A 21872-nucleotide genomic window follows, 5' to 3' on the forward strand; every position below is an offset into this window, starting at 1 on the left:
AGTTAAATGTAGATTTCTCCAAAAGGATTGATTGCTTTATCACGTTCAATATGGATTTCACGATCAGGAGCTCCCTCAAAGACAGACTCAAAATAGCGGATTGATGGAATCGATAAAAGCTGATGGATATTCCAGAATAATTCTCGAGCCTTTATGCCAATCCATCCTTCTGGTAGTAAATCTCTTGGGAAACCTGGATCCTGGAAGAGGAATTTCCGATACTCATGCACCAACACCGTTTTCTCAATAAAACATTCCTCATCCTTTAAAGTGTTATTTAGAGCCTTTTCACGAAGTTCCTCAAATTTAGGTGTAAACTTATCAATAAACGTTTGATATTCATCTTTCACCAAATTTAAGTCCCAACCGATATCGATAATACTTTGGTTATCATGGGAAACAATTGAGGATGACGTAAATAAAAACACATATTCCTCAATTTCGTTTGCCTTAATCATTTCTGTTACTTGGTCCTCAACTGGATTAGGCGTCACCAATGTACTATTCGTAAGGTTGCCAAATCCGGTCCAAATCAGTTCTTTGCGAATTTTATTTCGAATCTCTCGCTTTTCCTCAGGAAACGAATATGTAAGTATTCTCCACTGCCGATCCCAAATGTGGTTTTGAGTGGCATATACCCTATTTACCCCCTCATCAACACGGCCTTTTGAAGTAGCGGTATAATAGCTCTTCTTTCCTACTTTTCGTACTTCCAGTAAATTATTTTGGACCATCCGAAATAACGCGCCTCTTACAGACGATTCGGAGATCCCAAACTGTTTCATTAATTCAATTAAGCTACCTACCCAAATTTCTCCTCCATAATATTTAATATATTCACCATATAATGTAAACATTAAGGACCTTGGTTTCATAGAACGTCACCACACTTATAATTATTTTTCAATATTTTTACTTTTATTATAGAGGATTTTGGAGATTATGCATTAAAAAGTGGTCTTTTTCCTGATTCATTTGTGTGGAGGTCTTCTTTAAGAATGGCTAATACGTCATCTGGTATTGGAACTGCTTTAATTTCAATAGGCGTTTGTTTTACCCACCCTCTAATTTCATATCCATGTCCAGTACGTGTTTCCCCTCTATATACCTCATGCCGTAGCCTGATTGTTTTTGTTTTAATTTCTTCAACCTGCGTTTTAATCGTAATGATATCATCATATAATAATGTTTTTTCAAAGCTACATCTCGCATCAAGCATCGGCAAGATAATTTGACGTTCTTCTTCTAAAGTGTTTGGTGACAAGCCACAGCTTCTAAAAAATTGGTGACCCGCGATGTCAAACCATTTAAAGTAATTTGGGTAGTATACTATACCCGCTTTATCTGTGTCTCCCCAGTTAACAATAACTTGAAATTCATTCGATCTCACATTTCATCCCCCCTAGTGTTAAAAAAGGCTCGCGAAGGTCGCCGAGCCTTAAAGATAATTAATTTGAAGTTAGTAGGCTATTTTAAAAGAGCGATACCGGAATTTCCGGCATCGCAATGGATTCATTGATCTTATTTTCCACTCCAGTTCGCTTCACGCTTTTCGATGAACGCACTTAAGCCTTCCTGAGCATCTTGTGAACGGAATAATAAGTTTTGAAGCTCACCCTCATAGCGGATTGCTACGTTTAGTGGCATTTCTTTACCATTCATGATTGAAAGCTTAATATTAGAAGTTGCATATGTTGCGCTGTTTGCGATTTTTTCTGCGTATTCTAACGTTTTTGCTCTCGTTTCTTCTTGTGGAAACACACGATCTACTAGGTTAATATCTAGTGCTTCTTGAGGTGTTAACGTTTCACCTGTGATATTCAGGTCAAGAGCTTTAGAGTGTCCAACTTGACGAGCTAGACGCTGAGTTCCACCTGTACCTGCTAGTACGCCAAGGGAAACTTCCGGAAGTCCAATTTTACCTGCTTGATCTCCCATGAAACGAAGGTCACAAGCTAGAGCCATTTCTAAACCACCACCAACTGTGTGGCCCTCTAAACAAGCAATCCAGATTTGTGGAGAGCGTGCAATTTTATCTAATGTTTCGTTACAGAATAAGCAGAACTGTGTTTTAAAGCGTGGTTCAGCTGATTTTAAGAAATTAATGTTAGCTCCTGCTGAGAAGAATTTTGGCATATCACTCATTAGTACAGCTACTTTAATGTCATTGTCAAAACGAATGTCATCAATTGCAGCATTTAATTCTTTGTAATAGTCGAGGTCATAAGAGTTTGTTTTGTTTACATGAATGTGAACTTCAGCGATCCCATTAGCTTTCTTTACTGTTAATGTTTTTGTTTCATTTACTGTAGTTGTCATTCTTCATTACCTCCTAGAATTATGTATTACGTTTTTTAATCTTTCGTAATTAATTTAAAATATACTGAATCTTTTTTAAATTATCAAACCCGTAAATTGCTCATTTTCGCAGGGAAATAATATCTTTTCTCTTAAATACTCTTTCTTTCTATCTTTTTGGAGGTTTTTAAAACGTTCGTAAAAAATACGTAATTTTTATTTTGGATTGTGGTATTATGAAACTAAATACATAAGCTCTATTAGAAACGTGGATATCATGAGAATCAAGGAGGTTTAAATGAAAAATAGAGTTAAGGATCTTTACGGTAATCTAAACATTAATACGATTAGTTCAGGTATTGTTGCAGCTATTTTCGGGTGTACAGGTCCTGCACTGATAATTATCGGAGGTGCATCAAGCGGTGGTTTAACCCACGAACAAACGATCAGTTGGTTATTTGCGGTGTATTTTTTCGGAGGTTTATTGGGACTATTTCTATCTTTAAAATATAAACAACCGATTGCTGGGGCATATTCAATTGCTGGGGCTGTGCTAGTGGCAGGTGCTTTGTCGCATTTTTCATTACAAGAAGCAATTGGCGCCTATCTTGTAGCAAACCTCATTGTTCTTATACTAGGTGTAACAGGATTAATCGATAAAGTGATGAATTGGATACCTGTTCCAATCGTAATGGGAATGATTGTTGGTGTCATGATGCGATTTGCGATTGAGATGATTACTTCTGTTGAAGTGTCCCCTCTGTTAGCAGGTTCGGCCATCTTAGTCTATTTGTTATCCTCACGATACATAAAAAAAGTACCACCTGTTTTATCAGCGTTAGTCGTTTCAGTACTCCTTGCCATTGTCATGAATGAGTTTAATTTTTCAAATGTACAAAGTTCGTTTGTGCTTCCTCAACTAGAACTTCCAACCTTTAGTTTGAACGCCATTATTTCTCTTTCTATCCCCCTTGCAATCTTGATTATTTGTACAGAGAATGCACAAACAACCGGAATCCTAATGGCAAAGGGATATAAACCGCCAATTAGCGCAATGGCCATCTTTGGTGCAATTTTTGGTTTTATTGCATCCTTTTTCGGAGCTCACGCTATCAACACTGCGGGGCCCATGACTGCGATTTGTGCATCAGATGAATCAGGTAAAAAAGAAGGACGATTCGCTGCTTCTGCATCAAATGGAGTTTTATTTGCAAGCTTCGGTGTGTTTGCGGCGTTTGTTGTTCCTTTTGTAATTGCGATGCCAGGTGTAATCGTGAGTACCATTGCAGGCTTAGCAATGATAGGTGTACTCTTATCGTCACTTAAGATTGCTTTTTCCGATACAAAATTTCAAATGGGGGCCTTTTTTGCATTCGTTATAGGAATGTCTGGAGTGAATTTCTTTCATATCGGTGCCCCATTATGGGCGATTGTAGGTAGTGTTCTTGTCTCCCTATTAATCGAAAAAAATGATTTCGAAAGAAAGATAAAAGTAGAAAAAAACCTCAAGCATGGTGCGTAGCTATCATGATGGATGCGTTATAAATAGATGGACATACTAATCACATCCGAAAATCTCATGAGAGGTGAATCAACATGAACATTGATATAACATCTATTTATGACAACATGCCAGATTTTTCGAATCATATGGAAGCTAGAGAATGGTTTAAAAATGAGTTTAAAGACAGATTTTTCTTAAGGACACATAGTGATAGCGACGGGAAGATGACGTATTTCTATCACATTGTCAAAGATCCGGAAACGTATCAAAGATACATGGAAAGCTTTGCAAGTAATGAGAAACGTGAAATAACAGAAATGTCAACATTTGAAAGCTATACAACCGTTGAAATTACAGAAGACGGGGATGTAAATATTACAATATAAGAAAAAGGAGGTTTCCAAAATGGAAACCTCCTTTTTCTTTATTCAACTTCTCCAATGACAGCTTCTTTGAACTTTATTGATTTTTTATTTTGGATAAATTCAACCATATCAACTTTATTAATTGGTCGACTGAATAAATAGCCTTGTATTTCGTCACAGCCCATTTTTACATGGACCTGACATTCATCCCAGGTTTCTACTCCCTCTGCCACCACGTTCAACTGAAGTCCATGTGCAATATCAAAAATCGATTTTACTAATAACCCCTTTTTCTCATCTTTGTCAATATTATGGATAAATTGTCTGTCGATTTTAATTTCGTCAATTGGAAGCTTCAATAATTGGTAAAGAGACGAGTACCCCTTTCCAAAGTCATCAATTGAAATCTGGACCCCTAGATCTTTCAGGTTTCGAATCCGATCCGCAACATGCTGTTGGTCCTTAATAAACACACTTTCTGTAATTTCAAGCTTTAAATATTTTGGATCTAATCGAGAATCATGTAATGCCTTTTTGACCATTGAAACAAGATAATCTTGTTGAAAATGCTTGGCTGATAGGTTTACCGAAATTGGAACATGTAGAAGGTTTTCAAGCTGCCATTGTTTATTTTGTCTACAAGCCTGGATGAGAGACCACTCATCAATTTTTGAAATGAGACCGATTTCCTCAGCCACATCTATAAAGACTCCAGGAGAGACCACCCCTAATATGGGATCATTCCAACGGATCAAGGCTTCAATACTTGTAATTTTACCTGCCATCGTCTTCGGCTGATAAAATTGTTCAAACCGATTCTTATCCACTGCTGTACGCAGAGCATTTTCGATTTCTAATCGCTCTTGAAATTTATTTTTCATGGATTCATTGAAAAACTGAACAGTATTGCCGCCTTTCTCCTTCGAGATGTACATCGCAATATCTGCATATTTTACTAATGTATCTAAATCTTTACCATCTTCTGGGTACACACTGACCCCAATACTTGCCGTTATATAGTGATTTTGACCGGCAATTGTATAATAAGATAAAAACTCTTTGACAATCATGTCGAGTGTTTTATTTATCTCATCCCTGTTATCAACAGAATGGACTACTACAAACTCGTCCCCTCCAAGTCTGAAAACCTGCCTATTGTCCTCTTGTAACTTCTTTAGCTTGTTACCGGTTGCTTTTAGAAGTGTATCCCCTGCATCATGACCTAATGTATCATTGATTTGTTTAAACTGATTAAGGTCGATAAAAATAATGGCAATCTTTTGATCATGGTTATTTCGTATCAGCTCACGTACATATTTTTGGAAGAAATAACGATTAGGTAAGTATGTCAAACTGTCGTAAAAAGCAAGTTTATGAAGCTTGTCCTCGGATTCCTTCAATCTTGAAGTTTGCTCTCTTAGAATCCGGTTCATCTCAATACTCTCTTGGAATAACTCCTTCAGCTTATCTGCCATCTTCTTTAAATTTTTACTCAGGATGCGAAGCTCTGATATTGTTCCTTGCGGCCATTCAATATTTTCTAAAGAACGGAGCTTTTGTGGTAATCCTGTTGTAATTGTTGTCAGTTGCCTTAGGTTATTCGTTAGCATTCGGCTTACGGCCATAACAAATAATATGGCTGAAACAGCTAGAATTAGTAAATACTTTAGCTGGTCGAGTGAAATATTAAAAATTTGTTGTTGATACCCAGCGATTGGATACTGCAACATAATTCGGTATGAACCAGTATCCCTTGTATAAAAGTAAACAGCATCATCCCATCTCGTAATTGGCTGCATATCGTTGTTAGCAACCGGTAAAGCCTCAAAAACATTGGATGAAATCTTCCGAATCTCATATTTATTAGGATCAAAATCCATCACGACTGTCGATGAAACGACACGATTTTTATTGTCATATACAATAATATCGATGTCTTGGTTCTTATTCCGCCAAATAATTTCTTCAATTTGATTGACGTCGCTACTCCCGTTTGCTTTTTCCAGTTGAAGCAGGTCATTTTCAATCCGATTTACTCTCGTTTCACTAATTTGAACTAGATCTTTTTTAATGACTTCAAATGTGTTTAGCGTATTGGTGATTACACTAATAAAAAACGGAACAAGAATCGTTAAAATCGTAATTTGCGATAAAAACTGGTGGACCGATACATTATTTTTACTGATTCGATTGTTTTTAACAAACTTGTAGAATGGGAAATAAGCCAGTAGCATATCTGCAACTAATACATTGAAAAGTCCATTTGCAACATCCTTACAGATTTGAAAATAGAGCGCACTTCCTGAAAGTGATTCTCGACAGAACATAAAGAGCAGCACTATTCCAATTAAAATCCAGAAAAAAAAGTCTACGAAAAACATTTTTGCTTTTCGCCCTCGTAAGAAAAAGGCACCAACAAAAACGATTTCAACAAGCATGATAATTGCATAATAAGGACTGTTTGAGAAGAATATGGCAAAAAAGATAGCAATTAGACCCGTTACAATTGCGGCGGTATACCCAAAAATACGGAGTATTAAAAACATCGAAATACTCGCAAATGTAAAAGTAATTCCATATAACAGCGTTAATTTGAAATGAGAGGCTAATACTACGAATCCTACCAGGGATACTAATAGGATTAAATCAGTATTTATTTTGCCTTTTATCTGCGAAAATCCTATCATAAAGTCTCCCCTGATTTATATATATGTAAATCAATATGTTCACTATGGTTATGATAATAATATCATAAATTCTACATCTTTTTTTCTATTTTTGCTTAACCAAATCATACCGTTTTAACTCAGTTCAAACAATCAATCTACTTCCTTTTCCCTATAAGTAATAATAAGTTAGGTTTATTGGCAAAAAGTGATAAATTCTGCTACCCTAATATTGGCAAACTTTTATGGGAAAACTATTTGGTACATAAAAGTAATGTAAAAGAAAGGGTTTTATGATGAAGCAAATATCAAACGTTTTTTGGATTTCGGTTGCTATCGTACTTGCAGCTGTCATATTTGGTGTTGCAGCACCAAAAAGTTTCGAAGAAGTAACAGGTAATATTCAATCATTTATTACATCAGCCTTTGGATGGTATTACCTTATTTTAGTCACAATCATTGTGATATTTTGTGTTTTCCTCATTTTTAGTCCTGTTGGGGCGATTCGATTAGGAAAACCTGATGAAAAACCTGAGTATTCAAATATATCATGGTTTGCGATGTTATTTAGTGCAGGGATGGGGATAGGTCTTGTATTCTGGGGAGCTGCCGAACCACTTTCCCACTTCATGGATCCTCCACTAGCAGAGGGTGCTACAAATGCTTCCCAAAAAGAGGCAATGCGCTATACATTTTTCCATTGGGGGATACATGCATGGGGAATTTATGCACTTGTTGCCCTTGCCTTAGCCTATTTTAATTTCCGAAAAGGTGAACCAGGTTTAATTTCAGCTACACTAAAGCCTGTTTTGGGCAAGAAAGCAATGGAAGGAAAACTAGGTACTTTGGTTGATGTACTAGCCGTATTTGCGACGGTTGTAGGTGTTGCAACGACGCTTGGGTTTGGTGCGGCACAAATTAATGGAGGTTTAGCCTATTTACTCGATATCCCTATTAGTTTCTTCATTCAACTAATCATTATTGCTGTTGTTACCGTCCTATTTATGATCTCTGCGTGGTCCGGATTAAGTAAAGGGATTAAATATTTAAGTAATGCAAATATGATTTTAGCACTTGCCTTACTGATATTAATGTTCGTAGCAGGTCCTACAGTTCTAATTCTTGACATGTTTACAGATACACTTGGTGGATATATACAAAATATTGTACAGATGAGTTTTAGAATTGCTCCACTTAATGAAGAACACCGTTCTTGGATTAACGGCTGGACTATTTTCTACTGGGCTTGGTGGATTTCATGGTCACCGTTTGTAGGTATTTTTATTGCACGTGTATCCAGAGGAAGAACAATTCGCCAATTTATTATCGGAGTTTTATTGCTTCCAGCTTTGGTAAGCTTTATATGGTTTTCGGTATTTGGTACTTCCGCAATAGAAGTACAAAAGCAAGGAAGTGTAGATCTCTCACAATTTGCTACAGAAGAAGTTCTTTTTGCTATCTTTAATGAGTCTTCCTTAGCGGTTGTTTTATCGGTGGTTGCCATTATACTTGTTTCGACATTCTTTATTACATCTGCTGACTCGGCTACGTTTGTACTTGGCATGCAAACCACATATGGTTCACTTACACCATCAAACTCTGTAAAACTAACGTGGGGTATTCTACAATCAACAGTTGCAGCCATTTTATTATATAGCGGTGGTCTACAGGCATTACAAAATGCCCTCATTGCAGCAGCTTTTCCTTTTTCAATTATAATGGTGCTGATGATGATTTCACTGTATCGTTCATTAACTAAAGAGAAAAAAGAACTTGGCTTGTATTTGAAACCAAAATCAAAGAAAAAATCTACTGCTCCTCAGCAGTAAAAACCAAAAAACCGGCACAGTGCCGGTTTTTTGGTTTTTAAAATCTTTTCGTTATTACTTAGTAACTAACCCTTGCGTCCATGATTTAACCCCATCATCTTCTACGAATTCAATGATTACATCTGTAACACCTTTTATTCCTTGAATTTTTTCTTCAATACCTTCTTTTATTTTAAATGCTTCTTTTACGGATATATTGGAGTCAATTTCCAGTTTCATTTCGATGTGGAAATCCTCCCCTTCTTTCATCGCAAACAATGCGTTTATATCTTTTATTTCTGGACTTGCATAAATAAGCTCTGCAATTTTGTTTTCTAACTCTTCATCGGCTTCACCAAGTACTCCCTTGGCATTATCCAAAAACACTCTTCCTACTACGTAAAACATCATTAGACCAATTATGATTGAGGCAATTCCTTCTGCAGCATGCCAACCAGCATAATAGGAGAGTAAAATTCCAATGATTGCGATGACTCCTCCAAGGGTTGCGACTAAATCCTCCATAAATACAAGCTCTGTTGCAGGGGTAGCTCTTTTTAGATTCCCGAAGCTTTTACCTACTATTGCAAATCCCTTTGCATCTACACTTGCTTCATGGAGGACTTCCTTCATTGCTTTATAAAGCACGTATGCCTCCAATATCACGGCTATTCCCAAAACAGAAAGGTTAATTGCAATACCAGATGATTCGGCTGGGTGGATAATATGATGATACCCTTCTTTGATCGCTTCGTAACTCATGATCCCAACTATGATTACTGCACCGAGTAAGACTAAGTTTACGAGGCGTCCAAAACCGTTCGGATATTTTTCAGAAGGCATTTTTTTACTCAATGCACTACCGATGAACACGAAAAATTGGTTGGCTGCGTCCCCTAAAGAATGCAACGTTTCAGCAAACATCGCGACATTCCCCGTGAAAAAGTACGCAGCTCCTTTAATAATTGCAATAATGGTGTTTACAATTGAAGCAATTAAAGATGACTTATTTCCATTCTTTAATAAACTTTGTTTTTTTGACATATTAACCTCCAATGGGTGATTCTTGGTAATACTAGTAGTATTAATTACTTTTGAAAAATTTATCAGAGGAATTGCGGTAAAAATAAATAGATGCCTGCACTTAGAGTACGGTTGCGGTTTTAATGGGGAATGGAACAAACTCTAATCCAGTCCAAATTTAAAGCCCACCGGAATATCTAGAAAAACTAATAAACAGGTTTTGGTGTATCGGACACAAAATTAATTTTATCGGACAAAGTCAGCTGGATTTCGGACAAAATTACGAATTTATCGGACACAACTTTCAAGATATCGGACGTAGTCCTATTAATATCGGACATACCCGCAATTCCAGCCAAACAAAAAGCCTTCCGGAACATCCGGAAGGCCGATTAACATATTTTAAGTTTAGGCGTCAAAATTTAATACAATCTTACATACTTCAGCTTGGTTGTTTTTCAAGAACTCAAAGGCTTCTGCAATTTCTGTAAAATGGAAGGTATGTGTTTTCATTTTTTCTGGTTGCACAGCCCGAGTTTCAAATAATTCGATTACGTGAGGGAAACGATAATTATTTAATCTAGAACCTAAAACATCTATTCCTTTTTTCGTAAATGCAACTTGAGGAACTGAAGAAGGTTTATTCCCAGTACCAAGTGTCACAATACGTCCTGATGGAGCAACTAGCTCTAAAGCTTCCTCGAGACTTTGTGGTGAGCATACAGAATCAATGATTACATGTGCCCCGTCACCTTCTGTAAATTCCTGCACAACTTCTTCTAGGCTTTCATTCTTTACATTTACTACTCTGTCTGCTCCCATATCCTTTGCACGGTCTAGGCGTTTATCCACAATATCCGTCATCATTACAAAAGCCCCACGTGATTTTGCCACTTGCATTACAGCAATACCAATTGGCCCGGAACCCATAACCAATACTTTATCTCCAGTTGTTGTACGGCCGCGTTCATTCGCCTCAACACCAATTGAATAAGGTTCTACTAATGCTGCACTTTCTCTATCTATTTTTGATTCATCCAGTTTATATGCATTTTTTTCAGTCGTTTTTACGTATTCCGCAAAACCACCATCACGATGAACACCTGTTACTTCAACAGTATCACACACATTATGATGACCAGTTCTACATGCATAGCAATGTCCACAGCTATTCACATTGTCTACTGCTACAAGGTCACCAACTTTTACTTTTGTAACGCTTGTACCAACCTCTTCTATAATGCCAGCAAATTCATGCCCAATAATTCGAGGATACGTAGCTAATGAGTTTGTTCCGTTATAGATTCCTACATCGGAACCACATATTCCACCAGAAACAACTTTAATGATGACATCATGCTCATTTTCAATGAATGGTTTCGGAACTTCTTTAATTTCAACTTCAAACGGTTTATTTATTACTACAGCTTTCATGTCAATTCCCCCTGATGCAAATTTTAGCTATCTTTATTTAATGTTCTACTCTATGATGTTGTTTTCTTTTATTCACCTGAGAACCATTCTATTGGTACTGTCACTAGCTCAGGAACAAGAATTAGTAGGAATAACAATACAATCTCAACGATAAGAAAAGGCATAATTGCTTTTACGAGACGCCCAATACTAATCTTTCCTGCCCCGGCGGCAACATTTAGCACAGTACCTACTGGTGGTGTTAATAGACCAATAACATTATTTAAAATAAATAATAGACCAAAGTATACGGGGTCAATACCCGCAGCATTAATAACAGGCATTAGTACTGGTGTTAAAATCAAGATTGTTGGGTTAACATCCATAGCCATTCCAACTAGGATGACAATAATATTAATAACGATTAATAGTAATAATGGATTATCAACCAATGGACTTAAAATATTTGTCACAGTTTCCGGAATGTTTCCAATTGTCATTAACCATGCTGAAACCATTGCTGCTGCAGCTAAAAACATGATTACGCTTGATGTTTTAGCTGAACTAATTAAACTTTCTAAGATATCTTTTGGTTTTAATTCACGATAAACAAAGACGCCAATAAATAATGCGTAAACCACAGCAATTACCCCAGCTTCTGTCGGAGTAAAGAATCCACCTCTTAGTCCAGTTAAGATACCAACTGGCATTAAAATTGCCCATATTGCATCAACACAGGATTTTACCATTACTTTAAAGCTAGCTCGTGGAAGTTTATCTACTTTATCTTTTCTCGCGACAATTGCCCAGACGATACATAAAGCAATTGAAATGTAGATTGCAGGTGCAATACCCGCGATAAAAAGTTTTGTAATCGATACACCCGCAGTAACACCAAACAAGATCATTGGTACCGATGGTGGCATGATAGGTGAAACAATGTTACCTGCTGCAATCAATGCAGTTGAACGATCACGGTTATAGCCAGCTTTCGCCATCATCGGAATCAGAATAGCTCCTAGCGCTGCAGTTGAAGCAACCGCTGAACCTACTAAACTAGCAAAAAGTACAATTGCTAAAATAGCTACATATCCTAATCCACCGCGTATATGCCCAACTAATGAGGTTGCGGCAACAATGATACGTTTTGTTAATCCACCGCGATTCATTAAATCTCCACATAAAATAAAGAATGGAATCGCCATCATTGCAAAACTATCCGAACCGACCATTAAATTTTGTGCAAGGATTTGTGTATCAAAATCTCCTAAGTATAACATCATAAATACGCCGCTAAGTAGTAACGCAAATGCGATTGGAATCCCAATTGCCATTGCTCCTAATAATGCGACTAAGAAGATAACCATTGTCATTTGTTCGACCTCCCTTAACTACTTTTTCTCTTTGTCTTCATCTTCATTTTTCATTTTTTCTAATACATCATCTTCATCTGATTCATGTAAGGTGATGAGTTTATCAATTGATTCAGGCTCTTTCATGACCTTAATGATGTTAGAAATACAAATAATCGCAATACAAATTCCGGTCAACATCCCTACCCCATAGATGATGGATAGTGGGATTCCTGTTGCTGCCGCCCGTGCCTCCACACTTTGTAGCGTCATTGTATACGCTCCGTGGGTAAGCATTGCCATTATGATAATGATAATGCCTTGTGCAAAAATATAAGTTATGCGCTTTAAGCCTTTTGGCAATTTATGCATAACGGAGTCCATTCCTAAATGAACATTCGATCTCATGGCACCAATTGCTCCAATATACGTAATATAAACGAATAAATATCTTGCAATTTCTTCAGACCATGTTAAACCTGAATTAAAAACCGTACGTAAGACGACATTTAAAAAGACAAATAAAACAATTAAAGCAAGCATAATGCCGAGTAGATAATCTATCCCTTTAAAAAGCCTGTCATTAAACTTGGACATGTGTTTCCCTCCATAAAATTAATTTTCAAAAGATAAGGTTGCGTTTACATTTTCTACTCAACTGAGCGAATCCGATTAATCATATCTTCAGCCCAATCATATTTTTCGTACAGCATTTCATATACTGGTTGAGCCGCGTCGATAAGTTGTTGTCTTTCCTCTTCAGATGGAGTCTCTACAACAATTCCTTGTTCTTCTAGGAAATTCCGGTCATCTTCAATACTATTTTCATAGATATCCCATGTTCTATTAGAGGTTTGTAGGGAAACTTCTTCAAATATTTTTTGGTCTTCTTCAGACAATGTGTCCCAAAATTCTTTACTCATCATTAGCTGATTTGATGAAACCATATGGTTTGTTTCATAAATATAATCTTGAACCTCGAACCAACCTTCTTGTCTAAAAGTAGACATCGGATTATCCTGTCCATCAACAACACCTTGCTCTAGAGCAGTAAACACTTCACCTAGGTCCATAATTACAACGTTAGCACCTAAAGATTCGGCTAATTTAACATGGATTGGATTATTTGGCATTCTCACTTTTTGACCTTTTAAATCTTCTGGAGATTCAATTGGATAGCTTGAGCTAAAAACACGCGCACCGTTTGGATTCCATGCAAGAAACTTAATTGGTTCCTGTTCTTCGAAATTCTTTGCTATATACTCTCCAACTTCTCCTTGATACACTCTTCTTGCATGTGCAACATCCTTAAAAACAAATGGAAAATCGGGAGTTGCCATCATCGGAACCTCACTCCACATTACTGTTCCGATTGCAGTCATTTCTACAATTCCACTACGAGTAAAGTCATATAATTGTTTTTCTCCACCTAGTTGTCCAGAATCATAAATTTCTACATTGTATCTACCATTTGTGAGTTTTTCAATTTCTGGTTCGAATACCTCTTTTAAAGCTACATTGACTGGGTTAGAAGGTGAAAGTGTAGTGCCTACCTTAACCAAAATTCCCTTATCCGCGGTAGCTGCTTCTGAGCAACCTGATAGAATGATAGCGAGCACCGCAACTATAAAGAATGTTATTGTTTTTTTACCAACATTCAGTTTTTTCATTTTAAATTACCTCCTTATATATCACATAAAACCCTTACATTTTAGTTTAAAAGGTTCATAACGCTTACGTTAATATACCAGTATACTTGTCGACAAGTTGAATTTAAAAAAATATAGTTATACCGATAATTACATTATAGTATCCTTCACAGTTTCACGAGTATCTTCAAAATGGTCATGAACTACTCTTTTTATATATTCCAGATCCTTTGAGACGATAGATTCAATCAATAGACGGTGTTTCTCTATTAATGGCTCAATCTCATTTGAGTTTTCAAGGAATCTTTTTTTTGTAGTGACTAGCAATGCTGTGAAGACAATGTCTCGAATATTATTCCATAGATGAAGCATTCTTTTATGATTTGCCGCTTCTATCATTACCTCATGAAATTTCAAATCCTGAATTGTAAATTCAATATGTTGATTATACTTAGCGGCAATGATCATCTCATCAAGTATTCTATTTAGTTTTCCGATAATATGCTGATGTTCCATTTTAGAGAGCCGTTCGATCACAAATGTTTCAATTATATATCGCACATCATACAATTCCTCGATATCTTTTGGAGACAATCCAATCACTACAGCACCCATGCGCTCTAACCGAATCAAACCTTCATTTGATAAAGTTTTGAGGGCCTCTCGTACAGGGGACCTGCTAGTCCCAAATTCTTCAGCAATAGAATTTTCAGATAAAACTGTTCCAGGATTAATGCTTTTGTTGATTATTTTCAAACGTAATTCACTTGATATCTTTTCTCCTAGAGAAGTGCCTTTTAAAGCGATAGAAGGAAATTCCATTAAATCAACTCACTTTTATAAATGTCTTATACTAATCATTTTAAGTTCTTTATATCTTCCTTTCTTTCACGGTTGTATACTTGTACACAAGTTTGTCATAAATTAATATATACTCAAATTGTCTCCTTGTAAAGAGAAAACGTATTCAATTTTACAAAAATTCGACAAATAATTTGGGAGGAAATGCTTTAATTAATCTTGACTATTGTGATGAAAGACTTTTCAAAGTTATTTTGAACTTGTTTTGTCCTTCAAAACGTTCAAGGTATAAAAAAACTGCCCCCCGTATGTTAATCTTTACATCACGAAGGACAGACGACACATTATTCTTTGACAAGCAATGCAACTGCTTCAACGTGCACGGTATGTGGGAATAGATCCACTGGTTGAACACCTTTTAGGGTATATCCAAATGGTTCTAGTTCTTTAATATCCGTTGCAAACGTTTCGGGATTACAAGAAACATAGACAATTCTTTCTGGCTGAGAGCGACCAATTCTTCTCATTACTTTACCACCAGCACCTGAACGTGGAGGATCAAGTAAAAGTAACTCTGGTCTTCCAAAGCTTTCAAGCACTTCATCAATTCCTTTTCGTGCATCCTTTGCTAAGAAGTACGTGTTTGATAATCCATTATCTTTTGCATTACGTTTTGCAGATTCAATTGAGCTTTCAACAATTTCAATTCCTGCAAGCTTTTCAACGCGACTTGCAAAAGGAAGGGAGAATGTTCCTACACCACAGAAAAGATCAATCATTTTTTCTGTTTTCTTCGGTTCCCCCATTTCAACAGCTAAATCGACTAATTTTTGAGCTTGAGTTGGGTTGGTTTGGAAGAACGTATCAAACCAAACCCGGAAACGGTATCCGTCCATTTCATCATATATGAAATCGCGTCCCGCTAATAAATGTGTTTTTTCAGATTGAGTGCGGTCAGCCCAGTCTGTATTTTCCAGCCATAATAAGCTTTTTACCTCTGGGAATTTTTCTTCAATGCGTTTTACTAGATCATCTGCAGCATTTTTAAGTTTTCCTTCTGGTGCTTCAGTTGCAAAAAGAGCTAACATGACTTCACCAGTTACAAAGGATTGTCTCACCATAAGATGACGTAGAAGACCTTCATGCTGATCTTTGTTATAGCCAGGTAGCTGATGATCTTTTGCCCACTGGGCTACTTCCATTGCACCTTCCACCATTTTTTCACCTGCAATTAGACATGTTTCAAGAGAAATGATTTTGCGGAAGTTTCCTTGTTCATGTAAACCTAGTGACCCTTCAGGTGAGAAGGTAAATTCCATCTTATTACGGTAATGCCATGGCTCGTCCATTCCGATTGTATCTTTTACAAGTTCCGGATTGAAACCTTGTGATTCAACTTGTCGCTTCACATAATCCGTTTTGTACTGAAGCTGTCCTTTATAATCCCAGTGCTGCCATACACAGCCACCGCATTTTTCAAAATGAGGGCAAGGCGGTGCAAGACGTTGGTCATTTTCGGTTAGGATTTCCTCAGCCATCGCTTTTCTTCGTTTGCGGTCAGGCTGGTCAACGGTAACGCGAACCTGCTCGCCAATTAAGGTTTGCGGAATCGTGAGTTTTAGCTTCTTCTTATTGCCGTGCTCATTTTCACGCCACACGACTCCCCGTCCTGAACCTTTTTCATCTAAACTTTTTATATCAACAATCATCGTTTCAGGTTTTGTTACTGCCAATTACTGTTCCTCCTCGGTAAAACTTTTTTCTATATTCGAGTTAATATATCTGCGTTATCGGATTCTTGAAAAATATAAGTATAGTCCATTTCTATCCTATTTTACAACATACTAACCAAGTATAAAGCACAACGCACAATTTTGGAATTCCTAACATCCTAGAAAGTATTAGCAAACGAACAATGCAGCAATAACTCTTCCTAACACAAATCAAAAAATTCGTGTACAAGCAGATATTAAAAAGGCGAATATTTCCTACTTTGTCGTTAAATACTAACTGAAAGATTTTGCAACTTTGTATAGGGTTAGGTGGAGGTATGTTTTGGAAAAAGAAGGATAGCAAAAAGACTGTTAAAAGTTATGAAACTGTGGAGAAAACGATTGAAGAAGTATTTGAAAAGGCAAAAAAGTCGAGTGATTTTAAAACTGTCTCACCTATTGAAAAAAATGATAACTTTTCAATAAGTTATTTTGAAACGTTAGTTGATACTAAGATTCTGCAACAGTCTCTATTACCTAGTTTAAAGGAGAAAGTTACAGAAATCGAAAAACTTCATGATTTAAAAAATATTATCCCAATTGAAGAAATAAAATTTTCAAGGAACCCATCGGAACTCGAAAAAGCCTTCCATCAAGGGACATTAGCCGTATATTTCAAAAACCAAATGGATGAATTCGCTCTATTTAAGATAGGAAACGCGAGGTTAGGTCAACGGGAAACAAATGATACACAAAATGAATTTAGTGTGATTGGGCCAAAGATTGGATTTATAGAAGATATTGGAACAAATCTTCATATGCTAAGAGAACATCTTGATACGCCGGACCTTATCTATGAAGAATTGATCGTTGGGACAAGAACACATACAAAGGTTGTCATTGCATACGTAGATGGTGTTACAAATCCTGAGTTTATAAAAACTGCAAAACAGAGGTTACATAACCTTAATGTTGACGTGGTTTTTGACAATACTCAACTGGAACAAATGATTTCCGATCATTCGTCATCTCCATTTCCTTTATTTGTAACTACAGAAAGATTGGATCGGACAGTAGGAGCGCTTTTATTAGGACAAATTGTACTAATAACTGATAAATCCTCCTATGCAGTAATTGGCCCAGTAAATCTAATGGATTTTTTTTCAAATCCAGAAGATTTTTATCTTCCGTCTTTCATTGCATCTTTTTTTAAATTAATTCGGATAGTTGGAATGTTGTTCTCAATATTTGCTACTTCCTTTTATGTAGCAATATTAACATTTCATTTTGAGGTTATACCGAAGGACCTGCTTGGTCCTCTCATTAACTCGAGAGCCAATGTTCCCTTTCCTCCTGTTCTTGAAGTTTTATTCTTAGAAGTGACCATTGATTTACTCAGGGAAGCAGGTGCACGTCTACCCACAAAAATTGGACAGACACTAGGTATAGTTGGAGGAATTGTAATCGGACAGGCAACTGTTGAAGCAGCACTTACAAGTAATATTTTATTAATTATTGTTGCACTTTCAGCATTGGCCTCGTTTACAACGCCAATTTATAAAATGTCTAACGCTGTTAGGATGTTAAGATATCCTTTCATCATACTTGCTGCCATTTGGGGTGGTTTAGGTATTTATGTAGGTGTTCTTTTTATAATCGGACATTTGACTCGACTCAAATCATTAGGAGTTCCTTATATGATTCCGCTTTATCCCTACCGAAAAGGCTGGGCACTTGGTTCCTTTATAAGGCCTAATTTCGTAAAACTAAATAAACGTCCATCTATTTTTAGACCATTAAGTAACAAACGATATACTCCAGCTTCGACTCAAGACACAGAAGATGGACTGAACTCAGAATAAAATTCTCTAAAAAAGAAAGCGGAGATAATATGGGTAAATGGAGAAAGGTTAATATAGTTGTCATTGTATTCATATGTATCGTAAGCCTAGTTGGATGTACAAGAACTAAGATAGTCGATAAATTGAGTATTATTCATGTGTTTGGTTTTGATTTAGGCGATAACGGAGATGTGATTGGAACCGCTTTGTTCCCTGAATATACAAAAAGCAAAGGGAGCGATAAAAGTCAATATTTAGAAGAGAAAACAGATGCAGTTGCACTATTAAGACCTAAAATGTCAACACATACGAGTACCCCAGTTGCTTTATCGAAAATAAGGGTTTTAGTATTCGGTAATGAATTTGCAAGAACTGGTGTTAACGATGTAGTAGAACGGCTTCTTTTGACACCAGAAATTGCGACCAATATACAAATTGCCGTTTCTACCCACAGTGCTAAGGAAACACTTAAAACCTTAAAAAAAGGGGACTTGACGCTAGCTGATCAAATCAAACAAAATATGACGGGACAACAACTTCCAAAGATGAACCTGCATGTTTTCTTAAACCATTTCTATGGTGAAGGTATGGATGCGTTTGTACCAATGCTAGCCATTGACGAAAACGATAAGATACAAGTAGATCGAGTTGGGATTTTTAAAGATGATAAGCTCAAACTTCACTTGAATGAGCAAGAAACCTTTATTTTCTCGACTTTAGAAAATTATCGGACACAAGCCATATATGAAATTGTCCTTGACGAGGAGGATCGAACAGAAGTTATTCTGATTCAAGCGTTTCGAAATAAAAGGAAGTGGGAATGGGTAAAAGATGAGCAGCAATTAAATCTTTCGTTAAAACTCATATGGACAGTTACACATCATCCGGACCGTTTTAACCTAGAAAATCCACACGATCTTGAAACGATAAAAAGATTAATTAAAAAAGATGTAAAAAAAGATATCGAGGAACTATTAAATACGTTCAAAGAAAAAGGTGTGGATCCACTCGGAATTGGAAATATTGTTCGATCACAGGATCGAGATTGGGATGAAACATCCTTTTATGAACAATACCCTGCTTTACCTATAAATATTGATATACAGTTAAAAATCATACATTCTGGCCTTCAAGGCTAGGCTAGACTAGGATGGTCAACAATGAATAGTCAGATTAACGAAAATAAACAAGTCTCTCCTTATTTCCTGTTCTTTTTAATACATGGCTCTCAAACAGGAATTGCTGTATTAAGGTTTCAAGGAAATGTAAGTAAGGGGGCTGGTAGTGAAGCATGGATGTCCGTACTTGCTTTGGGTTTAAGCTTTCAGCTTTTATTTATGATGATGCTATATATCTTAAAACAGTCTACCGCAGGGGATATTCTTTCCTTTCATAAAGACCTCTTGGGAAAGAAACTGGGAGGGGCTTTAAATTTATTATTGGCATGTTATTTTTCACTGGCCGGTGTAGCGGTTGTATATGGTTATATTGATCTCCTCCAAGTCTGGGTTTTCGATGGGATTCCTAGTTGGGAGTACGCTCTTCTTTTTTGTTGCCTCATTTTTTATCTGGTCTCAGGGGGATTTCGAGTGATAACTGGAGTTGCTTTTTGGGGTGTCGTGATACCCGCCATCTTGCTAATCTCCTTTTTTTCCATCGCTAACTATTTGGAGGTCTCATACCTTCAACCACTTTTTGATCACAGTTTAAAAGACCATTTTAATTCGGTAAAAGCAGCTGTCCCTTTATTTTTAGGGGTTGAAACAGCTCTTGTTTATTTTCCTTTCATTAAAAATGGAAAGAAGGCAAGCAAATGGGGGCATTTTGCTCTATTGTTTACCACAATCTTGTATACTGTGGTAACCCTTTTCACTTTTATGTTCTTTGCACAAGGAAAAATACATCACTTAACATGGCCAACCTTAACGATGATTAAAATTATACAGTTCCCGTTTTTGGAGCGCTTTGAGTTTATCTTTATCTTTACCTGGCTCTTAGTCATCATGCCTGTCATTTGTTTATATCTTTGGTCAGCGATTCGAGCTATTAAAATTACTCTACCAAAGATAAAACCAACCTATATTCTGCTTTTTTTACTAGCTGTGTATTTTTTAGTAAATAGCCAACTCACTGATATCTTTTACACGCAATACATTCAAAAGATGGTCGACATAAGTAGTTCAACTTTCTTGTTTGGGTATATCCCGCTTCTATTCATCGTAAGCGTTATCCGTCAGTTCATTAAAAAGCAAAAGGAAGGTTGAGTTTCTCGGCAAGTGTATTCGTCGTGGAAACTCAACCTGTTTTTAGTCGATGTTATTAACAGCTTTAGATTCTATATTTTCAAGAATGTTCAGTAGGACTTCTTGTTGAAGTTTAAAGACACTAGGTCCATTAATCCTTATTACCATATAACATCATTTAGAAATTTATGGTTATACTGCTTCCACAAACGCGATATAATGAACTTGGAGTGAAAAGTTTTTGAATGGAAGGGGATTTTATTTTGTTAAAAAAATTCGCAGCTGATGCTTTAGGTTTATCGGATATCGGAAAAATTATTGGCCCTGAGGACTATGATAAAACAGACGCAGATGATTACATTAGACACGAGGATAATGAAAAGATTTACTTCTTAATTAAGACAAAAGCCGATGAGTATTGCTTCACAAATATCGCTTTCATCCATGTTGATGGCGCCAATGCCGTTTCTTCTAAAAGGATGCTAAAACGCTATCCGTATTCACAGCATAAAATCACAAATGTTTTTCTCGAAACTGCTGGTAGAGTCGACTTAGATATCGAAATTAAATTTAACTTAGGTAATCAAGCTTTTAGTATTGATGTGGATAAAAGACAGATTGATAAATTAAATGATTTATATAAAGCACTCGTTTATATTTCCGAAATCATTCATGAAAATAACGTGATGTACGATATGGCGATCAATAGCTTGGACAAAGCGGTAACAGTATTGCATAATTCTCGACCAGCAGAAATCCAGCTAGCTGAGGAATACAAACAACTAACTGAATATGGCTTCTCATGGCTATCATCAGCTCGTAATCAGTACCTCAGAAAAGACTTTGGTGAGGTTTTTGAGAAGTATATAAATAATTAATAGAAAAGACGGCGTTCAGAATTATTCTGATGCCGTCTTTATTTTTTTATAGATTAGTCAAGGCAGCGGATGAGGTGGGATTTTACTAGTTTCAATCGCTTTGTTTGGGTCTTTATTAGGTTTATGAAGGACTTTGAGTGGGTCTTTATTAGGTTTATGAAGGACTTTGAGTGGGGGCCGTCGAGGCGTTCGGGATTTCATCTGATCGGTGAAGGACTTTGAGAGATGGCTGCCGAGGCGTTCGGGACTTCATCACGCTTATGAAGGACTTTGCGCGATGACCGTCCTGGCGTTCGGGACTTCATCCAGCCTATGAAGG

At 36.7% G+C, this 21872-nt stretch carries 18 protein-coding genes; 7 read left to right on the forward strand and 11 right to left on the reverse strand.

What is annotated here, in order from left to right; all coding sequences use genetic code 11:
• Positions 1 to 2: 2 nt before the first annotated feature.
• From CKJ95_RS07975 to CKJ95_RS07985, 3 genes are all read right to left on the reverse strand, one after another.
• Positions 3 to 875 carry a PaaX family transcriptional regulator gene (locus CKJ95_RS07975; RefSeq protein ID WP_099352879.1) on the reverse strand — a complete coding sequence of 291 codons (873 nt, stop codon included), beginning with the start codon at positions 873 to 875 and terminating at the stop codon, positions 3 to 5.
• Positions 876 to 940: 65 nt separating this feature from the next.
• Positions 941 to 1390, reverse strand: coding sequence for an acyl-CoA thioesterase (locus CKJ95_RS07980; protein WP_099352880.1), 450 nt, complete (start codon positions 1388 to 1390; stop codon positions 941 to 943).
• A gap of 131 nt (positions 1391 to 1521) precedes the next feature.
• The gene (locus tag CKJ95_RS07985) at positions 1522 to 2319 is read right to left on the reverse strand and encodes an enoyl-CoA hydratase/isomerase family protein (protein ID WP_099352881.1); all 798 of its coding nucleotides are present in this window, start codon (positions 2317 to 2319) and stop codon (positions 1522 to 1524) included.
• Positions 2320 to 2596: 277 nt separating this feature from the next.
• Between CKJ95_RS07985 and CKJ95_RS07990 the strand changes: the two genes are divergently transcribed.
• Together CKJ95_RS07990 and CKJ95_RS07995 are read left to right on the forward strand one after the other, a co-directional pair.
• A complete protein-coding gene (locus CKJ95_RS07990) occupies positions 2597 to 3820 on the forward strand; it encodes a benzoate/H(+) symporter BenE family transporter (RefSeq protein WP_257215733.1) in 1224 nt (407 codons plus the stop codon).
• Positions 3821 to 3894: 74 nt separating this feature from the next.
• Complete coding sequence (locus CKJ95_RS07995) at positions 3895 to 4188, forward strand: hypothetical protein (RefSeq protein WP_099352882.1); 294 nt, start codon at positions 3895 to 3897, stop codon at positions 4186 to 4188.
• Positions 4189 to 4226: 38 nt separating this feature from the next.
• On the opposite strand, the gene CKJ95_RS08000 is transcribed toward CKJ95_RS07995, so the two are convergent.
• A complete protein-coding gene (locus tag CKJ95_RS08000) occupies positions 4227 to 6854 on the reverse strand; it encodes a putative bifunctional diguanylate cyclase/phosphodiesterase (protein ID WP_099352883.1) in 2628 nt (875 codons plus the stop codon).
• A gap of 275 nt (positions 6855 to 7129) precedes the next feature.
• Between CKJ95_RS08000 and CKJ95_RS08005 the strand changes: the two genes are divergently transcribed.
• The gene (locus tag CKJ95_RS08005; protein WP_099352884.1) at positions 7130 to 8662 is read left to right on the forward strand and encodes a glycine betaine uptake BCCT transporter; all 1533 of its coding nucleotides are present in this window, start codon (positions 7130 to 7132) and stop codon (positions 8660 to 8662) included.
• Between the two features lie 54 nt (positions 8663 to 8716).
• Here the strand turns inward: CKJ95_RS08005 and CKJ95_RS08010 are convergent, their stop codons facing one another.
• From CKJ95_RS08010 to rlmD, 7 genes are all read right to left on the reverse strand, one after another.
• Positions 8717 to 9685, reverse strand: coding sequence for a cation diffusion facilitator family transporter (locus CKJ95_RS08010; RefSeq protein ID WP_099352885.1), 969 nt, complete (start codon positions 9683 to 9685; stop codon positions 8717 to 8719).
• A gap of 387 nt (positions 9686 to 10072) precedes the next feature.
• Positions 10073 to 11098 carry a zinc-binding alcohol dehydrogenase family protein gene (locus tag CKJ95_RS08015; RefSeq protein ID WP_099352886.1) on the reverse strand — a complete coding sequence of 342 codons (1026 nt, stop codon included), beginning with the start codon at positions 11096 to 11098 and terminating at the stop codon, positions 10073 to 10075.
• A gap of 68 nt (positions 11099 to 11166) precedes the next feature.
• The gene (locus CKJ95_RS08020; RefSeq protein WP_099352887.1) at positions 11167 to 12450 is read right to left on the reverse strand and encodes a TRAP transporter large permease; all 1284 of its coding nucleotides are present in this window, start codon (positions 12448 to 12450) and stop codon (positions 11167 to 11169) included.
• 18 nt (positions 12451 to 12468) lie between these two features.
• Positions 12469 to 13026: a TRAP transporter small permease gene (locus CKJ95_RS08025; protein WP_099352888.1), complete on the reverse strand. Its 558-nt coding sequence runs from the start codon at positions 13024 to 13026 to the stop codon at positions 12469 to 12471.
• A 53-nt stretch (positions 13027 to 13079) separates the two neighbouring features.
• Positions 13080 to 14099 carry a TRAP transporter substrate-binding protein gene (locus CKJ95_RS08030; protein ID WP_099352889.1) on the reverse strand — a complete coding sequence of 340 codons (1020 nt, stop codon included), beginning with the start codon at positions 14097 to 14099 and terminating at the stop codon, positions 13080 to 13082.
• A gap of 129 nt (positions 14100 to 14228) precedes the next feature.
• Entirely contained in the window at positions 14229 to 14900 is a 672-nt protein-coding gene (locus CKJ95_RS08035; protein ID WP_099352890.1) for a GntR family transcriptional regulator, read from the reverse strand.
• 323 nt (positions 14901 to 15223) lie between these two features.
• Positions 15224 to 16588, reverse strand: coding sequence for a 23S rRNA (uracil(1939)-C(5))-methyltransferase RlmD (gene rlmD, locus CKJ95_RS08040; protein WP_373604843.1), 1365 nt, complete (start codon positions 16586 to 16588; stop codon positions 15224 to 15226).
• Between the two features lie 341 nt (positions 16589 to 16929).
• Here rlmD and CKJ95_RS08045 point away from each other — a divergent pair, with 341 nt between their 5' ends.
• From CKJ95_RS08045 to CKJ95_RS08060, 4 genes are all read left to right on the forward strand, one after another.
• Positions 16930 to 18453 carry a spore germination protein gene (locus tag CKJ95_RS08045; protein ID WP_099352892.1) on the forward strand — a complete coding sequence of 508 codons (1524 nt, stop codon included), beginning with the start codon at positions 16930 to 16932 and terminating at the stop codon, positions 18451 to 18453.
• 29 nt (positions 18454 to 18482) lie between these two features.
• Positions 18483 to 19571, forward strand: coding sequence for a Ger(x)C family spore germination protein (locus CKJ95_RS08050; protein ID WP_099352893.1), 1089 nt, complete (start codon positions 18483 to 18485; stop codon positions 19569 to 19571).
• A 21-nt stretch (positions 19572 to 19592) separates the two neighbouring features.
• Positions 19593 to 20696 (forward strand): GerAB/ArcD/ProY family transporter, encoded by a 1104-nt coding sequence (locus CKJ95_RS08055; RefSeq protein ID WP_099352894.1) that lies wholly within the window; start codon positions 19593 to 19595, stop codon positions 20694 to 20696.
• A gap of 242 nt (positions 20697 to 20938) precedes the next feature.
• A complete protein-coding gene (locus CKJ95_RS08060; protein WP_099352895.1) occupies positions 20939 to 21553 on the forward strand; it encodes a PH domain-containing protein in 615 nt (204 codons plus the stop codon).
• The last annotated feature ends 319 nt before the right edge of the window (positions 21554 to 21872 follow it).

The sequence above is a fragment of the Fredinandcohnia onubensis genome (assembly GCF_002734285.1).
GTDB lineage: Bacteria > Bacillota > Bacilli > Bacillales > Bacillaceae_L > Ferdinandcohnia > Ferdinandcohnia onubensis_A.